Raw genomic sequence first — 14,664 nt, forward strand, 5'->3', positions numbered from 1 at the left:
ATTTAGGTGGACGGGACCGTTGGGGCGTTCGCGTCACGCTCGGGGATTTTGACGTTCGACGGTGCCCGGATCACGGCGTCGAAGAAGCCGTTGGCTTCCATGATCCGTGCCCATTGGCGGGCGTCCCCGAGTTCCTTGGCGGCGATGCGGGACACGCTGGTCCCCGAGACAGTGACGGTCTTCATAGATTAGGTCCGATCAAAATGAGCGAACTCGCCGAAGTATACTTTGGCGGCGCCCTTGTAGGCTGCTGCGGCTTCTTGAATGGTTTCATAGGAGCCGAGATTGCGATTGCGGCTGTTGACCGCGATGAACGCGATCCACTTCTTCGCCTTGGCGCACCAAGAGACGCCTTTGACGCCCGAACTGTTGGTGCTTGGCATCTTCGAGTTGCCGATGTTCTGCGAGGGGGTGGCGATCCGCAAGTTCTTGATCCGGTTGTCGTTTCGGATGCGGTTGATGTGGTCGAGGTGACCGTTGGGCATCTCGCCATGCACGAAGAGCCATGCCAGCCGGTGCGCTTTGAAATTGACCCCGCCGATGCGGATGATGGTGTAGCCGAGGCTTGACCAGCCCGCCTTGTCACCCGCCTTCGCCTTGCCGCCCCGATCTACTGCCCAATGGAAGTCGCCGGTCTTTGGGTCGTATGTGAGAAGTTTAGACGCTTCTTCGAGAGTAATGGTGTTTGTCATTTTGTGGACCTCCTTGTGTTTTGACCACAAGTATTTATCCAACGACTCACCTTTAGCTCATTTAGTGGGTGATTTACTCAAAACCCGGTTAGACCTCTTACATTTACTACGGCTCGACCCACATATCCGCCCGTCGCGCCAAGCTGCGCGAGGCGTTCGAAGGCGAAGGAAGCCCGCTCAAGATCGTTGATCGTGCTGCTGGTGTTCTCGGTGATCTGGCCGATGGACCCGATGGCCCCGACGATGCCGTTGGCGTCGGCCAAGGCGGTTTCGATCTGGCCTTTCGCGGCGTTCAGGCCGTTCCACACTCCGACGATCTGGGCCGTGCCGCTGCGGACCTGCTGCGCTGTCTTCAGGACGGTCGAGAGGCCGTCCCTGATGCCCGTCAGGCCGGTCGGAGCCGCTACCCCGACAGCGTTGCCCAAGTCGGTTGTAGCCGCCTGTAGGGCCGATCCTTGGGCCGCCTCGGTGACCGCGACTTCGAGGACGCAGACGCTGATGCTGTAGGCTATTTGGAACGCCGACTTTTCATCGAACTGGACATCTTCAATCACCACGTCGAGCGCGGTGTTGCCCCATGTCAGGGTGTAGGATCGACCGGACGCGGCCATGCGCTTCAGACTGTCCCGACGCTCTTCAGCGTCTTGGGACAGAAGGATGCCGTCCCATTTGATCGGGTCATAGCTGGCGCCCATGGCGTCCACGACGCGGCGTCCGCCGATCAGGGTGTGGGTCACCGTGATCTGCTTCATGCCGTGCTGAATGTTCTCGGGCACCTCGAAGGCCGTGAAGTGGAAATCCCCGAGGCTCATTGGCGACGTGGCCGCTGGCGCCGGTTGGGCGACGCTGGCGACGGATGCCGGGATGAAGTCCGCGATGGCTGCGAGGGGCGTTTGAGTGCCCGCGAGGAAGGATGAAATGGACATTAGGCGAAGCTTTCCGCCCCTGACCACGACAGACCGGGGTCGCCGCCGGTGGGGCCGGTGTTGTGTCGATTATTCGAAGCAAGGTGGCGGTCCACCTGCGTTGCGATGACCCGACCATCCATGTGGACGTTGGTCTGGATGACTTGGCCGCCGCCATTGCGCGGGGGTGGGCCGACGTAGCTCGACGGACGAATGACGCCAGACGCATCGGGCACGCCTCCCCTGCCCCGCATCGTATTGCCGGGGATGCTCTGGTTGCGTTCCTGCTGTTCCGCCGTAGCCGCCGGGGTGCCAGCCATCTGATTCTTGATCCAGTCGCCGAGGCCCGTGAACAGCCGTTTGATGCCGTTCCAGAGCGCAGAGCGCACACTGTCCACAATGGCCTTCAGCTTCCCGATCTTGTCCGCCATCCACGACACGAAGCCGGTGATCCAGCGACTGATGGTGTCGCGGATTTCGATGAACTTGCGGACGACGAACAGGCCGATGGCTTTCCAGTCGAGTGTCATCAGCCATGCAGCCGCAGCCACGACGGCGGCGACGGCGGCTGCAATAGCCAGACCGGTCCCGATGATCGGGAAGGTCATCGCGAGGATGACGACGCTAACAGCCAAGATGGCCACGCCGAACGCGGCCAGAGCCACGCCGAAGATGAAGAGGCCCTTGACGATGTTGCCCACGGCTTCCGGGTTCGCCTCTGCCCATGTGGTGATCATGTTGATCGCCGTGGTCAGGTTCTGGATCAGCGGGATCAGGGCCGGGCCAGCAGCTTCACCGAACGCCGCCTTCAGGTCAGCCCACGCAGTGCCGAGAGCCTGTTGGTTCGCTGCCGGGCTGTTCTTCAGGTGGGTCGAATAGGGGTCCACGCCTTCGGCGTTGCGGATGTTCTTCACATCACGCTCCCACGTCCCGTCGATGTGCGAGAACGCGGTTTCAGAAAGGAAGCCCTTGGCGCGACGATCAAGCTTCAGAGGACTGATGAAGTTCATCATCGCGTCCTTCTTCGCCTGTGCGTCAGCGTCAGCCCCGAGGCCCTGTGCTTGGAACGCAGCGGGCATCAGCACGTCGCGGACCCATCCCGCCGGATCGCGCTGGAACTGATCCGTGCCCTTCAGGGCACCGCGATCCAGCACGAATGATCCTGCGCCGACGTTCCGAACCAAGTTGGGATCGACCAGACCGGCGCCGACAAGCTGGTTCACAGCCCCGCGCTTCATCGAGCCGCCGATGAGGTTTTGGAAGGTCGTCATCAGGGCAGTGCCGGTCTTTTCGGCCCCCATGGTTTCCATCAGAGGCGCGAGGTTGCGGTAGCCGTCTTGGGTCAGACCCTTGTTGGCGATCCCGGCACCACGGGCGAACAGGTATTGGTCGTTGAGCGTGACCCGGCCGTTGGAATACGTCGAAATCGCATTCATAAGGCGAAGCTCGGATTGGAACTTCGCTACGTCGAGACCGCCGTTCGCAGAGATGGCCCGACCGCCAAGGTCCACGGCCTTGGCCGCGTTGTTGAAGCCCTTGCCTTCCGGGTCCGCATCACGGTTCTGGAAACGATAGGCGGCGAACGCTTGCATGTATGGGCGCGACGCGCGGATGGCTTCAGCCGGGTTGCCGAAGACCGAATGCAGGTCGTTCATCATGCCGACCCGTTCGTGGGACGCGACACCGAGGGCCGAGGTCCGCAGGTTGCGGGCCTGTTGGACGTATCGAGCGGCGATGTCCGGCGAGATACCGGCGGTCAGCAGTCGGGTCTTGGCTGCGTTCAGGTCGTTGGCGGCGTTGCTGATCGCCAGCGCGCCCTTGGCCATGCCGATACCGGCGGCCATCGCACCCACGCCAATGGCGGCCAGCCCGAGGCCAGCCGACTGCATGCGCGTCAGGCTCGACGTGACCGTGCCGATCTTGCTGTTCAGGGTGCCCATGCGGCCGATGATCGGGCCAAGGGCCGCGAACAGACCGCCGGTCAGGCTGATGTTTACGTTGATACCGTAGACGTTCATCGGAAGAGGCTCCCGATGATGTAGGCCGCGATCAGTTCTTGACCGACTTTCTCAACGACCTCTTCTTCCTTGCTGAAGGCTGCGCCCCCGAGGAACGAACGGGCCGGAAGGTCATCACCGTCACCGAGTTCCTGTGCCTTGGCGACAGGGCTGTCCGATCCGATGTTGGCTTGGAACGGCGAGGCATTCCATTCGAGGCTGTCACGCATTTCGCCGGTGCGAAGCAGCGGTTCGGTGGCCGAATAGCCAAGGCGAACGCGCTCTTCGATGGTGGACGGGGCCAGCGTGGGCCAAGCAGCGAAAGGACCGGCATCGAACTGATAGGTTCCGATGCGGTCCTGCGCTTCTTCGTGGACGATCTTGGCGCCTTCACTCAACGCATGCTGCTGCGCGATCAGGGCACCGCCCTGAATCGCTGCAAGTTTAGCGGCAAAGCCGAGTAGAGTTCCCATTTAGTCCTTTTGCTTCCAGCGTCGGCTTGTCCAGTCGAACTCTCCCCCTTCGAGTTCTCCGAAGATCACTTCGAAGGCGAGTAGTTCAGTCGCGTCCAACTCCATTGCTTCATGAAAGGGAACGCCGTTCCTGACGCAGTTCAGGGCTGCGCGAAGCTCGACGTTCCCGGTTAGTTTTTTGCCGCAGCCCAAACGTCGTCTTGGTTTTGGGGAGCGAGGCTTTCCGCCCAACGGGCGACGGCTTCCATGCCCGCGTCGTCCAGTCGGCCGATCAGGGATTCCACCGCCTCGACGGACTTCGGGAACTGCATGGGGGTGTCGTCAATCTGGCGCACCGAGGCGGCCAGCGTGGCGTAGATCATGTAGGGCTGGTTCGAAGCGGCATCGCCACAGGCGCGGGTCAGTTTCGCGCCTTCGAGCGTGTTCAACTTCTTGATATGAAGTTCGCGGCCATCAGAGTCTTTGATGATGGTGCTATTTGAGGATGCGACAGCAACAGCGGTGGGAATCTTGTCAGTCATTTGTGTATACCTTTTCCGGGGCTAATTATTAGTGCGACGCGACACAGCAAGCCGCACCAGTATTTAGCGAGGACATGCTGTGCCGCGTCTGTTGTCCCCGGAGAAGGACACTCGTATTTATGAGTAGACACCTTCAAAATGGCGCCTTACCTTAAATAACACTATGTTCAAGAAGCTGCTTTACATCGCAGGGGCTGTCGGCGTGTTGGTCGGAGGGATCACACTCGCCACGATCTCGCAGCCCCATGAATTCACGTCGGTCCAAGACCCACGGGGGCCAATCACTGCGCCACTCGCCCCGGCCAATCCCCAACAACCCGAGGCGGGCAAGGACATGCCTGACTGGTGGTATGACCCGGCTGGCATCCGCTGCGCCGGTCCCAAATGCGACTGATGGAGGGACGCATGTCTGACACGATGACGATCAACGGTCGGGCCTACCGATGCACGACGCCAAGGTTCTCGATCAAAGCCGCCATGATGACGGCGATCACCAGCTTCATGGTGGGCGGGCTGATCAGCATGATCCTGCTGTTCGTGTTCTTCCCGCTCGGGCTTCTGTCGGCCCTGCTGACGCTGGCGTTGCCCTTCGTCATGGGGTCGATCATCAGGGCGGCCCCCTGCCCCCACTGCGCCGGGACGGTCCAAATGATCGGCAAGGCCAGCAAATGCCCCGACTGTCGAACGTCGCTGGCACTGCGGGACGGCAAGGTCGTTGACCTGACCCGCTAACAAAAAAAGGGCACCCCGGAGGGTGCCCTTATTCTTTGGATGGCTTCAGCCGATCACTTCACTTCGCGGGTTTGCGCCTTGAAGGTGATCTTCTGTTTGACTTCCTTGTCGGCTGCGTAGGTGCCGCCATCGTCCATCTTCAGCGAAACGCCGGTGAACTTGTAGATCGTTTGGCCGCCACCGGCTTCGTCGATGTAGCCGAAGAGCGTGGCGTTCAGCAGCGTGCCCGAGGCGTTGAAGTTCGCTTCCATAGCCGCGAAGAGGCGGTCCAGTTCGGCGTTCTTGCGGTAGACCTCGAAGCTGCCCGACCAGCCCTTCGGGATTTCACCGAAGAGTTGGAGGCCGCGAACCGGATCGACGTTGACCGAAGCAGTTTCCTGCTTCTGGTCAAAGCCAGTGCAATTTTCGAGGTCGAAGGTCTGGTTGCCGACTTGAAGCTTGAACGCCCCATCGCGACCGATGCTGAAAGAGTTGGAACCGTTAGAGACTGGCATGATCCTGTCCTTTTCTTATTGTTGTTAGCGGACGAGGACGACGGTCTGACCGCCTTCGACGTTGATCGTGAGGTAGCGCGTGATCGACTGGAATCGGACCTGCACATCGACTTGGAGGTAGCCGAGGCTGGTGCGCGATTGCGGGTTGTTCGTCTTGTCGCAGAAGACGACGTAGGGCGGGTTGCCGTCTTCGTCGTTCGACAGGATGCCAGCCGAGACGCAGTTGCCGAGGAAGGTATCGAGACGGGTCGTGACATTGCGGAACGTGTCCGCGTTGATCACGCCACCGATTTCGCTGCCCATGCCGGAATCAACCGTCGAGGCGAGGTAGTCCATGACGCGGGCGTAGTTGTCGCCGTTGGTGTCCGGGTTGCTGGACGTGTTCACGCCACCAGCGACCGACCAGTAGTTGCCGCCCGGCGAAGGGAAGGCGATCACGTCGATGCCGTTGCGGAACATGTCCGCCTTTTCGGCGCGGCTGTATTGCGAGGCCGAACCTTGGGCCAGACCCGACTTCTGCGATCCGAGGATGCCAGCCAGCGGCTTGTTCAGGGCCGAAGCCTCGGGCGACATGCCGACCAGCTTGCCAGCGTCGAACGCGGACGGGTTGACCAGACGGGTGACGCCGTTGGTCAGGTCGCGCCAGTAGATGTGGTCACCAAGCAGGTAGTGGACCCATGCGCTGTCGATGGACGCCTTGGCGGTCTTGGCTTGGGCGATGGTTTGGCCAGCCGGGCCAGCGACGACCATGACGGTCCCCTCTTCGCGGCCGAACGCCTCGATGTTGGCCAGAGCCGAACCGTCGATGTCTGCGAGGACAGCGACAGCAGCGGCGGTATCGCGAAGCTGATACATGCCGGTGCGCGATGCGCCGTCCGTGCCGATCAGGTCAGCAGCAGCAGTCGTGCCGTCAGCACCGCCGGTGAAGGGTTGAGCCGTCGCGGTCAGAGCCGGGATCGCGGTGGGGGTGCCACCAGCCGAAGCGATGACCAGTTCCGAAGCGGCGCGGACACCGGCGCCGGTGTTGATCGCGGCGATCAGGGCGGGCCAGAAATCAGCCACGACGTTCGACAAGTTGTCGAACTCTTCGGTCTTGGACAGCTTGCCCGAGTTCAGGACGGCGCGGACGGTGTTGGCCTTGGAGCCAGCCGTGAAACGGATGGTCAGGTCGTTGCCGAGCGAACCGACATACTTGCCGGTCAGGGTTGCGCCCGAGGGGCCAGCAGTCGCGGCAACAGCGCAGGTGGCTGCAGCGGCGCCGGTGCCAGCAGCACGGACGACGATGAAGCTTTCAGCAGCTTGAGCGGCGGCGACGGCGCAAACCGTGCCAGCGTCAAACTGACGGTTCATCACCGGGCCGAAGATGGCCAGATAGCCAGCCATATCGCAGGTGACGGGGACATTGACCGGACCCCACGAAGCCGAACCGACGACGCCGAGGATATTGGTCGGGACGCCATTCAGAGAACGGGCACGCGGCTTGCGGATCGTGGTGTAAACACCGGGAACGCCAAGTGCGTTCATGTTCAGAGTGCCTTCGAGGACAATCATTAGACAGTTTCCTTCTGTTCTTCTTGTTTTTGGGCGGCGGCTTTACGGGCCTTTGCCTTCTTGACCGCCACCACGAACATCGGGCGCGTTTCTTGGTATTCGGCGACAAGCGCAGGATCGGTGATGTGGTCACCGGCCTTGAAGCCGTCGAAATCGGTTAGAACAACCAGTTCAAACATTGATGATCCTTTCAATCGTGATAGGTCCATCCGGGTGGAACTGGCCGACCAACTTTCCACTACTATTTAGACCAGCAAACAAAACGCCCGGCACTTGCTCGACCGCATTCGTCGGATATTCTACTTCCCACCGCTCAACGCGCTTGAAGATGTCCACTTTGGCGGTCGTGTCGTCGGTCCAGACGTTCAGATATTTCGGAGCGTTGGTGACGCCGTATTCGAGTTCGAACCGGCGGACCTGCATCAGGGTCGGAGCGATCAAACGGCCGATGGCGTCGCGGATCGCGGGCGTGGGGGCATAGATCGCGATGCGGAAGGCTTGGACCTGACGGGCCACTTCGACGCTGGTGAAGCTGTCCGACACGACACCGGCGATCAGCTTGTGGCCGCCGGGCACATAGATTTGGTTCTGCGAGACTTGGGCGCCGTTGATCTGGCTGGCGAGGTTCTGCGCCACGGCCGAAGCCGTCTCGCCACCAACGCAGCGATAGGCATAGCCAGTGTTCCCGACGCCGATGCCGACGACCTGCCCGGCCGTCCCCAGACCTTTGATCGCCACCGTGGGATCGGTGACTTCGACGGACATGGTGATCGGCACGGTGTGCGTGACGACCGGCGGGGAACGCAGCGGCTTCAGGATGCGGGTCATGCCCTGTTCGGGGCCGACGATAATCAGGACGCGGCCAGCGTCCATGTCTTCATCAATGGCCGCCGACACGGGGAAACCGCGCTTGATACGGATTTCGACGGTCTGGCCACGGGCGTCCTTGACCCCGGCGATGTTGGGGCGGGCCGCCGGTGGATTGCCCACGCTGGCCGAGCCAGTCAGCTTTTGGCCGAGGCTGGCCACGAAGGCGTTTTCGATATCGGACAGGTCGATCATGCCGTCACCAGCCCGCAGGTCAGACGCCAGCCGAGTTCAGTCAGTTCAGGGGACGAAATCACCCATTCGGTGCCGTCATCGAGACGCAGCCGGTCATGGGTCCGCACGTCGCCGGTGTTGAAGACGGGCATCAGCACATCGAACCACGGCACGCGGGTATCGAGCGGCCCGTTCAGCACCGACCGTTCGCCTTTGGTGCCTTCGAGGAATGACACAGGCCAACCCGTCAGGGTATCCGTCTGCGTGCCCTCGGGGGCGGGATAATAGGGATCATGCTGGCCAGAGCCGGGGCGATAGATCGAGGCGACGGCGTTGCACTTCACCGCCATCGTAGGCGCGATGTCCTGCATCGACGCGATGAACCACGTCCCGTTGCCGCCAACGAAGTAGTCACCGACTTCGACGGTCGTGCGGTCCACCGCAGCAAACCAGATCGTCTTGCCGTAGAGGGCCACGCGCTGAACGCTGAAATCCGACTTGGGGTCGAACAAGCAGTCCAGATCACCGACCTTGTTCTGATCTGAAATGGGGTTGAAGGCCGTAGACGCGCGATACTGGCCATAGGTGCGCCCGAGCTTTCGAGCGATCTTCCCATAGCCGCGATCAAGCTTCGGCTGTGCCGAGACGCGATCCATTTAGACGACCCAATGAACGCCGCCGGAGCGGAGGCCGGGGCCGGGCTTCAACTGAAGGAACTGGCACAGACGCTTGCGCCATGCGTCATACAGGGCGGTGCGCTCTGCAATCTCGGTCTTGTTCCGACGCAGCGGGCCAAGCACGTCGTCTTCGAGGTTGTCAGCAGCAGCAAGAATCGCCTCTTCAAGGCCCTTCAGAGCCATGAGATATTTGCGAACCTGAACGCCCTCTTCCTCGGTCAGAAGGCCCATGCGGTATTCCAGCACTCCTTCGTCGTTGACCAAGACGCCGAACAGCATGCTGTTCATGTCGATGCCACGGGGCGGATAGCCCATGAACCGGCGAATGTCGGTCTTTTCGGAGTCGGTAAATACTGCTGCGCTCATAGCAGTATTTATGCGGGCGACCCTTATTACGGCCCCGCGCTATAGGTTCATCCAGTCGGGAGGACTTCTTCGGGGTCTGGGCTTCCAAGCCGGTCCCAAGCTTCCTCATAGATTGAAAGGGCATATGACTTCGGTTGGAGCCAATATGACACCTTACCGGCGTCGTTTACGCCCCGGTGGGCGGCGGCCTTCACTTCTTCCTTCGTCATAATGTAGCAAGTCGGCGACGCCGTGTTGGCGTTGATCGTGATGACCCACCAGTAGGATCGTAGCGTATCAAGCGACCCACCCAATGGGACTGGCGAGCGTTTCGCCAAAGCCTTGGACTGGATCGGAAGAACACGGATTTCATCGTCCGTAGCGGCGTAGAGGTCTGCGCCCCGCGCGTTGCGGACAGTGGGCATGACATGCCACCCGCGTCGGGAGAGTTCGCGTGCGACGTGATAAAGCCCTGCGTTTCCGGTGAGTTGATGGCGCACGGATTTCCCTCGATTTTTCGAGACCACCCATATCAGAGAAAAGGCCGGTGAGGTTTCCCCCACCGGCCTTTCTGATCTTCCGTTTCCGGCGAAACTCTTACGAGTGTTCGAGGATGATCGCGCGCTTCAGCGAACGACCGTTTGCGGTCGGGATGTTGGCCGAGGTAGCCAGCTTGTCCACGGGAGCGGCGAAGCCACCGATGTAGACCCATGCTTGGCTGATCCAGCCACCCAGAACGTCCAGCGGAGCGCGGACGATTTGGGCAACGCCGTTTTCGAACGTGATGTAGTGGGCACCACGATACTGGTCTTGGTTGGCGTAGGCGTTGTTCGTGTAAACGCCTTCAACCAGCGTGTCGGCGCCAACGAGGATGGAGCGGTAAACCGAGCCGTTCTTGATCGCCATGTTGGTCTTGACGAAGCGAACGCCAAGGGCGCGCTCGATTTCGCCGTCTTTCCATTCGTCCGAAGCATTCGAACCGTTGTGGAACGCTTGGAAGAGCGGGTCAGCATACAGACCGGGCATGGCTTCCGGGTGGACGAACATGACATACGGGCCGGGGACTGCGTTGGCTTCCATCTTGGCCTTGGCTGCGAGGATCGCAGAAGCCGACAGGAAGTCCGTGGCGACCAGAGCCGAGGCCGAAGCCTTGTTGCCCGGACGCAGGATCAGGCCAGCGGTTTCGCCGACGACCGGACGACCGGCGGTGCCGTTGGCGACCGAGACGTTGGTTGCAAACTTGATCGTGCCTTCGCCGCTCGTTGCTTCCGGCGTGGTCGGAGCGACGGTCAGGACGGTGTAAACCGAGTCACCAACCTTGACGGCCTGACCGGCTTCGAAGCCAGCGATGTTCAGGACGGTGATGGTGTCGCCAGTGGAGCCGAGGGTCGTTTTGACTTCGGTGTTGGCTGCGCCGTATGCGGAGAACAGGGCGTTGCGGGCCAGTGCGTCAACCGACGAAGCCGATTGGATCGCCATGTTGCGGGCGTTCTTCAGGAACGTGGACGAAATGGCGACGGAATCCATCGTCAGTTCGGTCTTCGCCAGATCGCCGTAGCGGTTCAGGGTCAGGTTGTATTGCTCGACGTTGCCGTTCGAAGCGGTCAGGCCGCTGTTCAGGTCATCGGCGCCAGCGTTGGCAATCGGGTCCGTCTTGATCGGGCGCAGACCGTCGCGGGTCTTGATGATCGTTTCGCCGATGCCAGCCGAGAACGGGACACGTTCGGCGATGGAGCGGAAGCCGAGTTTCGGCTTCAGTGCTTCTTGGATGACGCGATCAAGAGTGCCGTCTTGGACCAGCACTTGAAGGCTGGCGGGCAGTTGATTGAGAGACATTTTTAGTTTCTTTCCGCCCTCTCTTCGGAGGGCTTGGGTCGTCTTTTAGATTGGCCCGAGGGCCTTCAGTCACAGACCGAGTTGTTGCTTGCGAGCGGCCCACGCAGCGTCGGACAAATCCTTGGCGTTGGGGGTGGTTGAGTCCGCTTTCGGCATCTTCGCGGTCGATGACGTGCTTGCTGATTTCGCTGCGCCTTCAGTGAAGAAGTGCGGCTTGGCTTCCTTGAAGCTGTCCAGAAGAGCCTTCAGGTTCTCGGGCTTGCCGTTGTCATCGAACTTCAGTTCGGACAGGTCGATAAGCTTGAGAGCGTCCGGGTCCACGATGCCTTCCTTGACAGCCAGAGCTTCAAGGCGGGCTTGCGCGACTTCGACGCGGGCCGAGGTCTTCAGGGTGGTGACTTCCTTTTCCAGTTCGTCCGCCTTGCGGGCCTGCTGTTCCAGATCACCAATCCGGGTCTTGTATTCCGCGTGCTTGGTGCGGAGCTTCACGTTGTCGGCGATTGCCTCTTCGCGAAATGCCTCAAGCTGTTCGTAAGTGTATTTCCCCGCCCCTGCGGTTTCCTTCACTTCGGTCTTTGCGGCTTCAGAGCCGGTTTCTGCTTCAGTAGTCATTCGGGCCTTCCCATAATGTTGGCGACCCCTGTCGCCGTTTTATGGAAGTATTTAGTCTTTAATGCCCGATGACTTGACAGGAGCGATCTTGGCCGCGTGTTCAGCTTGTGCTTGGGCACGCAGATCAGCCGCAGCCTGTTCTTTTTCGACCTTGGCACGCTCTTCAGCGACGTTTTCGATGTCGTAGTGGCTGGCGACGATCTTGGTGGCCGTCTCTTTCGAGATGATCCCGGTTTCGATCAGCGACTTCAGAGCCGTGGCGGTCTGGTCTTCATCTGAAGGCGTCAGCGGGTAGAAATCACCCCAACGAAGGGCCAGATCGGTCCAGCCGCCGGTCACGACCGCGATTTCTTCGTTCATGGTCACCGACACCGTGGTCATGACCTTCAGAGCCATCCGCAGCAGACGCAGAAGGGCGCCTTCGCCGTAGGTCACGCGAAGCTTCTCGGTGTGCATCAACAGCGACGAATTGAGCATTTCGAGCGACTTGGCGCCCTGATGGCCCTGCGTGACCTCTTCAGGATTCACCCGGTCGCCATGAAGCGTCTCGATCAGGTTCGACTTCTGGCGTTTGATGTAGGCCGACGCCGCTTCGATGCCGCCACCAGCGATTTCGAGGTATTTGGCATCGCCTTCAGCATCCATCGTCAGGACTGTCGAAGGCGTCTTGGCCATGCCCTGCCCTGTCGGCGTCTGGCCAGCAGATTCAGTCGTCTCGCCCGTGACCGGCGCCGCCATCATGGGCACAGCCGAAGGGACCAGCATCAGAAGGGTCGGGTCCATCGTGTATTTCAGGGCGCGGCCGATCTGGCTGTCCAACATGTCGAGTTGGATCGCCTCTTCAATCCCGGCGTCGAAGGTGCATGGGCCGTCAATCTCTGTGTTCAGGCCGCCGATCCACACCCACGGGCAAAACCCGAGTTCGTGGGTCACGGACTTGTCGTGGTCGATCACCGGCACATGCGGCCGATCCGAACGGGCTTGGTCCTCGACCTTCCACGGCACGAACCACCATTCGCCGAGTTCATCCCAAACCCGCTGGACAAACCAAAGGGCCTGAAGGCTGTCGTCAGGGACCGAATAACCCAACTCGCGCACGCGCTCGCCACGGACCTTGTAGAGTTCTGTGACCTTGATCAGCGTGTCAGGGGCGTATTCGTCGTATTCCGGCGTCAGGTAGGCCGTCGTGTGAACGTCCACGAACATGCGCGCGGGACCACCCGGACGCTGAAGAACCTTCAGGTGGATGCCGACAGAGCCAACCGAGCCAAGACGGGCCGCCTCGCGCATGCGCTCGACCAGACCCACGTCCTTGATGAAGTCCTTGGTCGCCTTGCGAACGACAGCGTTGGCCGTGTCCACCTCGGGGAAGTGACCATCACCAAAGAGCATCGACACATGGTCATCAATGACCGTGCGAAGCTGGTTCGTGCCCGTGTGCGTGTTCGGCGCACGATCATGCAGCGGAATGTATTCGTTCCCGGCATATTCCTGATGGAACGGATAGGGCTGATATGAATAGAACGTCCCGTTCAACAGGCTCAAACGGACGTTTACGCCGTGTGCGCGAGGGAAATCCTTATCGTGGGGGTGCCTTGCGGCAATAATCTGAAACGACATGCGTATCCTCTACAGAGCCTGTAGAAGTTCCCGCTCTGTAGACATGCCAACACTGGCCCGACTTGGCGTAAGAAACCTCATCGGATATTTATGGTCAGCAGTCAGTTACCTGTCGTCATCGGCAGAATTCTTCGCTTCGTTGCGACGATCTGCTTCGTCTTGGTCATCAGGACCAACATCGACTACGTTTTCCGACCAGAATGTCTTGAAAAGGGCCGCAGCCTCGGTGTCCTCGATCTCGACGGCCATGATGATGTCCGCCAGATCAGTCAGTTCGCCCCCGAGGCGACCAAAGGCGACGGTTTCGCCATTCCACCGACCAAACGCCCTGTCACCTCCGCACCGGATCGGCCGGTAGATGGTCGCCTTGCCTATGAGGAAGTTGAAGAACTCTGCGGCCCGATGGAAGTCGAGAGCACAGACGAAAACGTGAGGGGTCATGCCGATATTTAGAGGCGCGACCAGATTAGGGCCACATAAGAGAAAAATACGACGGATATGGGAATGCGCCGTATTTCCGTATTGTGAGGCTTATTCCTTGCTAATACGAGAATACGGCGTATAACCGCGTTGTCATAAACACGGAAGAACGCCATGCCCCACCCCTTCGACCTCTCTGATTCCAACTTCAGCCGCCTCCAAAGCCGGGCCGTTCCGCTGGTGGACGACCTCAACTCTGTCATCGCCAAGCTTCTCGATCTTGTTGAGGGCGACGAACCTGCGACAGAAGCTGACATTCGCGCCTCGCCCTCGAAGATCGTGAAGAAGTTCGACCCGGCCACCCCGCCCGACCTGACCCACACGAAGGTCATCAGCGTCACGTTCGATGGCAAGCAACTCGACAAGCCGACGTGGAATGGTCTGAAGGACGCAGCCATTCGCTACATCGTCAAAACCGAGAAAGACAAAGACAAGCTGAAATCGCTGATCCTTTGCCCCTTCGTGTTCGGCAAAAAAGAAGACGAAGGCTACCGTTACATGGCCGACCTTGGCATTTCAGTGCAGAGTCAGGACTCTATGGGCGCCTTCAAGGTCGCCTATCACATCGCCAGCAACCACGGCTGCGGCATGAAAATCCAGTTCATGTGGCGCCAGAAAGAAGCCGCCCTGCATCCCGGCATGACCGGCATCATGGAAATCGGTGCATGGTAAACATGACGGCGTTCAC

The 14,664-nt window shown here is 60.3% G+C and carries 18 protein-coding genes; 2 read left to right on the forward strand and 16 right to left on the reverse strand.

Translation table 11 applies throughout. From position 1 onward, the window contains the following. Positions 1–2: 2 nt before the first annotated feature. The 6 genes from Q7J26_RS02510 to Q7J26_RS02535 all read right to left on the reverse strand — a co-directional run bounded on the left by Q7J26_RS02510 (position 3) and on the right by Q7J26_RS02535 (position 4,588). Positions 3–185 (reverse strand): hypothetical protein, encoded by a 183-nt coding sequence (locus Q7J26_RS02510; protein WP_304934937.1) that lies wholly within the window; start codon positions 183–185, stop codon positions 3–5. Positions 186–188: 3 nt separating this feature from the next. After that, positions 189–692 (reverse strand): HNH endonuclease, encoded by a 504-nt coding sequence (locus Q7J26_RS02515; protein WP_304934938.1) that lies wholly within the window; start codon positions 690–692, stop codon positions 189–191. A 77-nt stretch (positions 693–769) separates the two neighbouring features. Continuing rightward, positions 770–1,504, reverse strand: coding sequence for a hypothetical protein (locus Q7J26_RS02520; RefSeq protein ID WP_304934939.1), 735 nt, complete (start codon positions 1,502–1,504; stop codon positions 770–772). A gap of 113 nt (positions 1,505–1,617) precedes the next feature. Beyond that, the gene (locus Q7J26_RS02525) at positions 1,618–3,615 is read right to left on the reverse strand and encodes a phage tail tape measure protein (protein WP_304934940.1); all 1,998 of its coding nucleotides are present in this window, start codon (positions 3,613–3,615) and stop codon (positions 1,618–1,620) included. Further along, positions 3,612–4,067, reverse strand: coding sequence for a hypothetical protein (locus Q7J26_RS02530; protein WP_304934941.1), 456 nt, complete (start codon positions 4,065–4,067; stop codon positions 3,612–3,614). The genes Q7J26_RS02525 and Q7J26_RS02530 overlap by 4 nt, the downstream gene beginning before the upstream one ends. A 170-nt stretch (positions 4,068–4,237) precedes the next feature. Further along, positions 4,238–4,588 carry a hypothetical protein gene (locus Q7J26_RS02535; RefSeq protein ID WP_304934942.1) on the reverse strand — a complete coding sequence of 117 codons (351 nt, stop codon included), beginning with the start codon at positions 4,586–4,588 and terminating at the stop codon, positions 4,238–4,240. Between the two features lie 405 nt (positions 4,589–4,993). Here Q7J26_RS02535 and Q7J26_RS02540 point away from each other — a divergent pair, with 405 nt between their 5' ends. Further along, positions 4,994–5,320 carry a DUF2614 family zinc ribbon-containing protein gene (locus tag Q7J26_RS02540; RefSeq protein ID WP_304934943.1) on the forward strand — a complete coding sequence of 109 codons (327 nt, stop codon included), beginning with the start codon at positions 4,994–4,996 and terminating at the stop codon, positions 5,318–5,320. A gap of 53 nt (positions 5,321–5,373) precedes the next feature. Here Q7J26_RS02540 and Q7J26_RS02545 read toward each other — a convergent pair whose 3' ends face one another. From Q7J26_RS02545 to Q7J26_RS02590, 10 genes are all read right to left on the reverse strand, one after another. Next, positions 5,374–5,814 carry a hypothetical protein gene (locus Q7J26_RS02545; protein ID WP_304934944.1) on the reverse strand — a complete coding sequence of 147 codons (441 nt, stop codon included), beginning with the start codon at positions 5,812–5,814 and terminating at the stop codon, positions 5,374–5,376. Between the two features lie 24 nt (positions 5,815–5,838). Continuing rightward, positions 5,839–7,338: a hypothetical protein gene (locus Q7J26_RS02550; protein ID WP_304934945.1), complete on the reverse strand. Its 1,500-nt coding sequence runs from the start codon at positions 7,336–7,338 to the stop codon at positions 5,839–5,841. A 26-nt stretch (positions 7,339–7,364) separates the two neighbouring features. After that, positions 7,365–7,544, reverse strand: a complete 180-nt coding sequence (locus Q7J26_RS02555; RefSeq protein ID WP_304934946.1) for a hypothetical protein — start codon at positions 7,542–7,544, stop codon at positions 7,365–7,367. Next, on the reverse strand, positions 7,537–8,427 hold the full coding sequence (locus Q7J26_RS02560; protein WP_304934947.1) for a hypothetical protein: 891 nt from the start codon (positions 8,425–8,427) through the stop codon (positions 7,537–7,539). The genes Q7J26_RS02555 and Q7J26_RS02560 overlap by 8 nt, the downstream gene beginning before the upstream one ends. Next, positions 8,424–9,062: a hypothetical protein gene (locus tag Q7J26_RS02565; protein WP_304934948.1), complete on the reverse strand. Its 639-nt coding sequence runs from the start codon at positions 9,060–9,062 to the stop codon at positions 8,424–8,426. The genes Q7J26_RS02560 and Q7J26_RS02565 overlap by 4 nt, the downstream gene beginning before the upstream one ends. After that, positions 9,063–9,449 carry a hypothetical protein gene (locus tag Q7J26_RS02570; RefSeq protein ID WP_304934949.1) on the reverse strand — a complete coding sequence of 129 codons (387 nt, stop codon included), beginning with the start codon at positions 9,447–9,449 and terminating at the stop codon, positions 9,063–9,065. Between the two features lie 576 nt (positions 9,450–10,025). Further along, positions 10,026–11,264: a hypothetical protein gene (locus tag Q7J26_RS02575; protein WP_304934950.1), complete on the reverse strand. Its 1,239-nt coding sequence runs from the start codon at positions 11,262–11,264 to the stop codon at positions 10,026–10,028. 69 nt (positions 11,265–11,333) lie between these two features. After that, a complete protein-coding gene (locus Q7J26_RS02580) occupies positions 11,334–11,876 on the reverse strand; it encodes a hypothetical protein (protein ID WP_304934951.1) in 543 nt (180 codons plus the stop codon). Between the two features lie 51 nt (positions 11,877–11,927). Further along, positions 11,928–13,496 (reverse strand): phage portal protein, encoded by a 1,569-nt coding sequence (locus Q7J26_RS02585; RefSeq protein WP_304934952.1) that lies wholly within the window; start codon positions 13,494–13,496, stop codon positions 11,928–11,930. A gap of 105 nt (positions 13,497–13,601) precedes the next feature. Then, complete coding sequence (locus Q7J26_RS02590) at positions 13,602–13,937, reverse strand: hypothetical protein (protein ID WP_304934953.1); 336 nt, start codon at positions 13,935–13,937, stop codon at positions 13,602–13,604. A 153-nt stretch (positions 13,938–14,090) separates the two neighbouring features. On the opposite strand from Q7J26_RS02590, the gene Q7J26_RS02595 reads away from it, so the two are divergent. Next, positions 14,091–14,648: a T4SS efffector SepA family protein gene (locus Q7J26_RS02595; protein WP_304934954.1), complete on the forward strand. Its 558-nt coding sequence runs from the start codon at positions 14,091–14,093 to the stop codon at positions 14,646–14,648. The last annotated feature ends 16 nt before the right edge of the window (positions 14,649–14,664 follow it).

Origin of the sequence: Brevundimonas sp. (assembly GCF_030656255.1) — a bacterium.
GTDB lineage: Bacteria > Pseudomonadota > Alphaproteobacteria > Caulobacterales > Caulobacteraceae > Brevundimonas.

Bases quoted from the DNA above. Each gene is read 5' to 3' on its own strand.
- Q7J26_RS02510 (WP_304934937.1), bottom strand. From the start codon at position 185: ATGAAGACCGTCACTGTCTCGGGGACCAGCGTGTCCCGCATCGCCGCC.
- Q7J26_RS02515 (WP_304934938.1), bottom strand. From the start codon at position 692: ATGACAAACACCATTACTCTCGAAGAAGCGTCTAAACTTCTCACATAC.
- Q7J26_RS02520 (WP_304934939.1), bottom strand. From the start codon at position 1,504: ATGAGCCTCGGGGATTTCCACTTCACGGCCTTCGAGGTGCCCGAGAAC.
- Q7J26_RS02525 (WP_304934940.1), bottom strand. From the start codon at position 3,615: ATGAACGTCTACGGTATCAACGTAAACATCAGCCTGACCGGCGGTCTG.
- Q7J26_RS02530 (WP_304934941.1), bottom strand. From the start codon at position 4,067: ATGGGAACTCTACTCGGCTTTGCCGCTAAACTTGCAGCGATTCAGGGC.
- Q7J26_RS02535 (WP_304934942.1), bottom strand. From the start codon at position 4,588: ATGACTGACAAGATTCCCACCGCTGTTGCTGTCGCATCCTCAAATAGC.
- Q7J26_RS02540 (WP_304934943.1), top strand. From the start codon at position 4,994: ATGTCTGACACGATGACGATCAACGGTCGGGCCTACCGATGCACGACG.
- Q7J26_RS02545 (WP_304934944.1), bottom strand. From the start codon at position 5,814: ATGCCAGTCTCTAACGGTTCCAACTCTTTCAGCATCGGTCGCGATGGG.
- Q7J26_RS02550 (WP_304934945.1), bottom strand. From the start codon at position 7,338: ATGAACGCACTTGGCGTTCCCGGTGTTTACACCACGATCCGCAAGCCG.
- Q7J26_RS02555 (WP_304934946.1), bottom strand. From the start codon at position 7,544: ATGTTTGAACTGGTTGTTCTAACCGATTTCGACGGCTTCAAGGCCGGT.
- Q7J26_RS02560 (WP_304934947.1), bottom strand. From the start codon at position 8,427: ATGATCGACCTGTCCGATATCGAAAACGCCTTCGTGGCCAGCCTCGGC.
- Q7J26_RS02565 (WP_304934948.1), bottom strand. From the start codon at position 9,062: ATGGATCGCGTCTCGGCACAGCCGAAGCTTGATCGCGGCTATGGGAAG.
- Q7J26_RS02570 (WP_304934949.1), bottom strand. From the start codon at position 9,449: ATGAGCGCAGCAGTATTTACCGACTCCGAAAAGACCGACATTCGCCGG.
- Q7J26_RS02575 (WP_304934950.1), bottom strand. From the start codon at position 11,264: ATGTCTCTCAATCAACTGCCCGCCAGCCTTCAAGTGCTGGTCCAAGAC.
- Q7J26_RS02580 (WP_304934951.1), bottom strand. From the start codon at position 11,876: ATGACTACTGAAGCAGAAACCGGCTCTGAAGCCGCAAAGACCGAAGTG.
- Q7J26_RS02585 (WP_304934952.1), bottom strand. From the start codon at position 13,496: ATGTCGTTTCAGATTATTGCCGCAAGGCACCCCCACGATAAGGATTTC.
- Q7J26_RS02590 (WP_304934953.1), bottom strand. From the start codon at position 13,937: ATGACCCCTCACGTTTTCGTCTGTGCTCTCGACTTCCATCGGGCCGCA.
- Q7J26_RS02595 (WP_304934954.1), top strand. From the start codon at position 14,091: ATGCCCCACCCCTTCGACCTCTCTGATTCCAACTTCAGCCGCCTCCAA.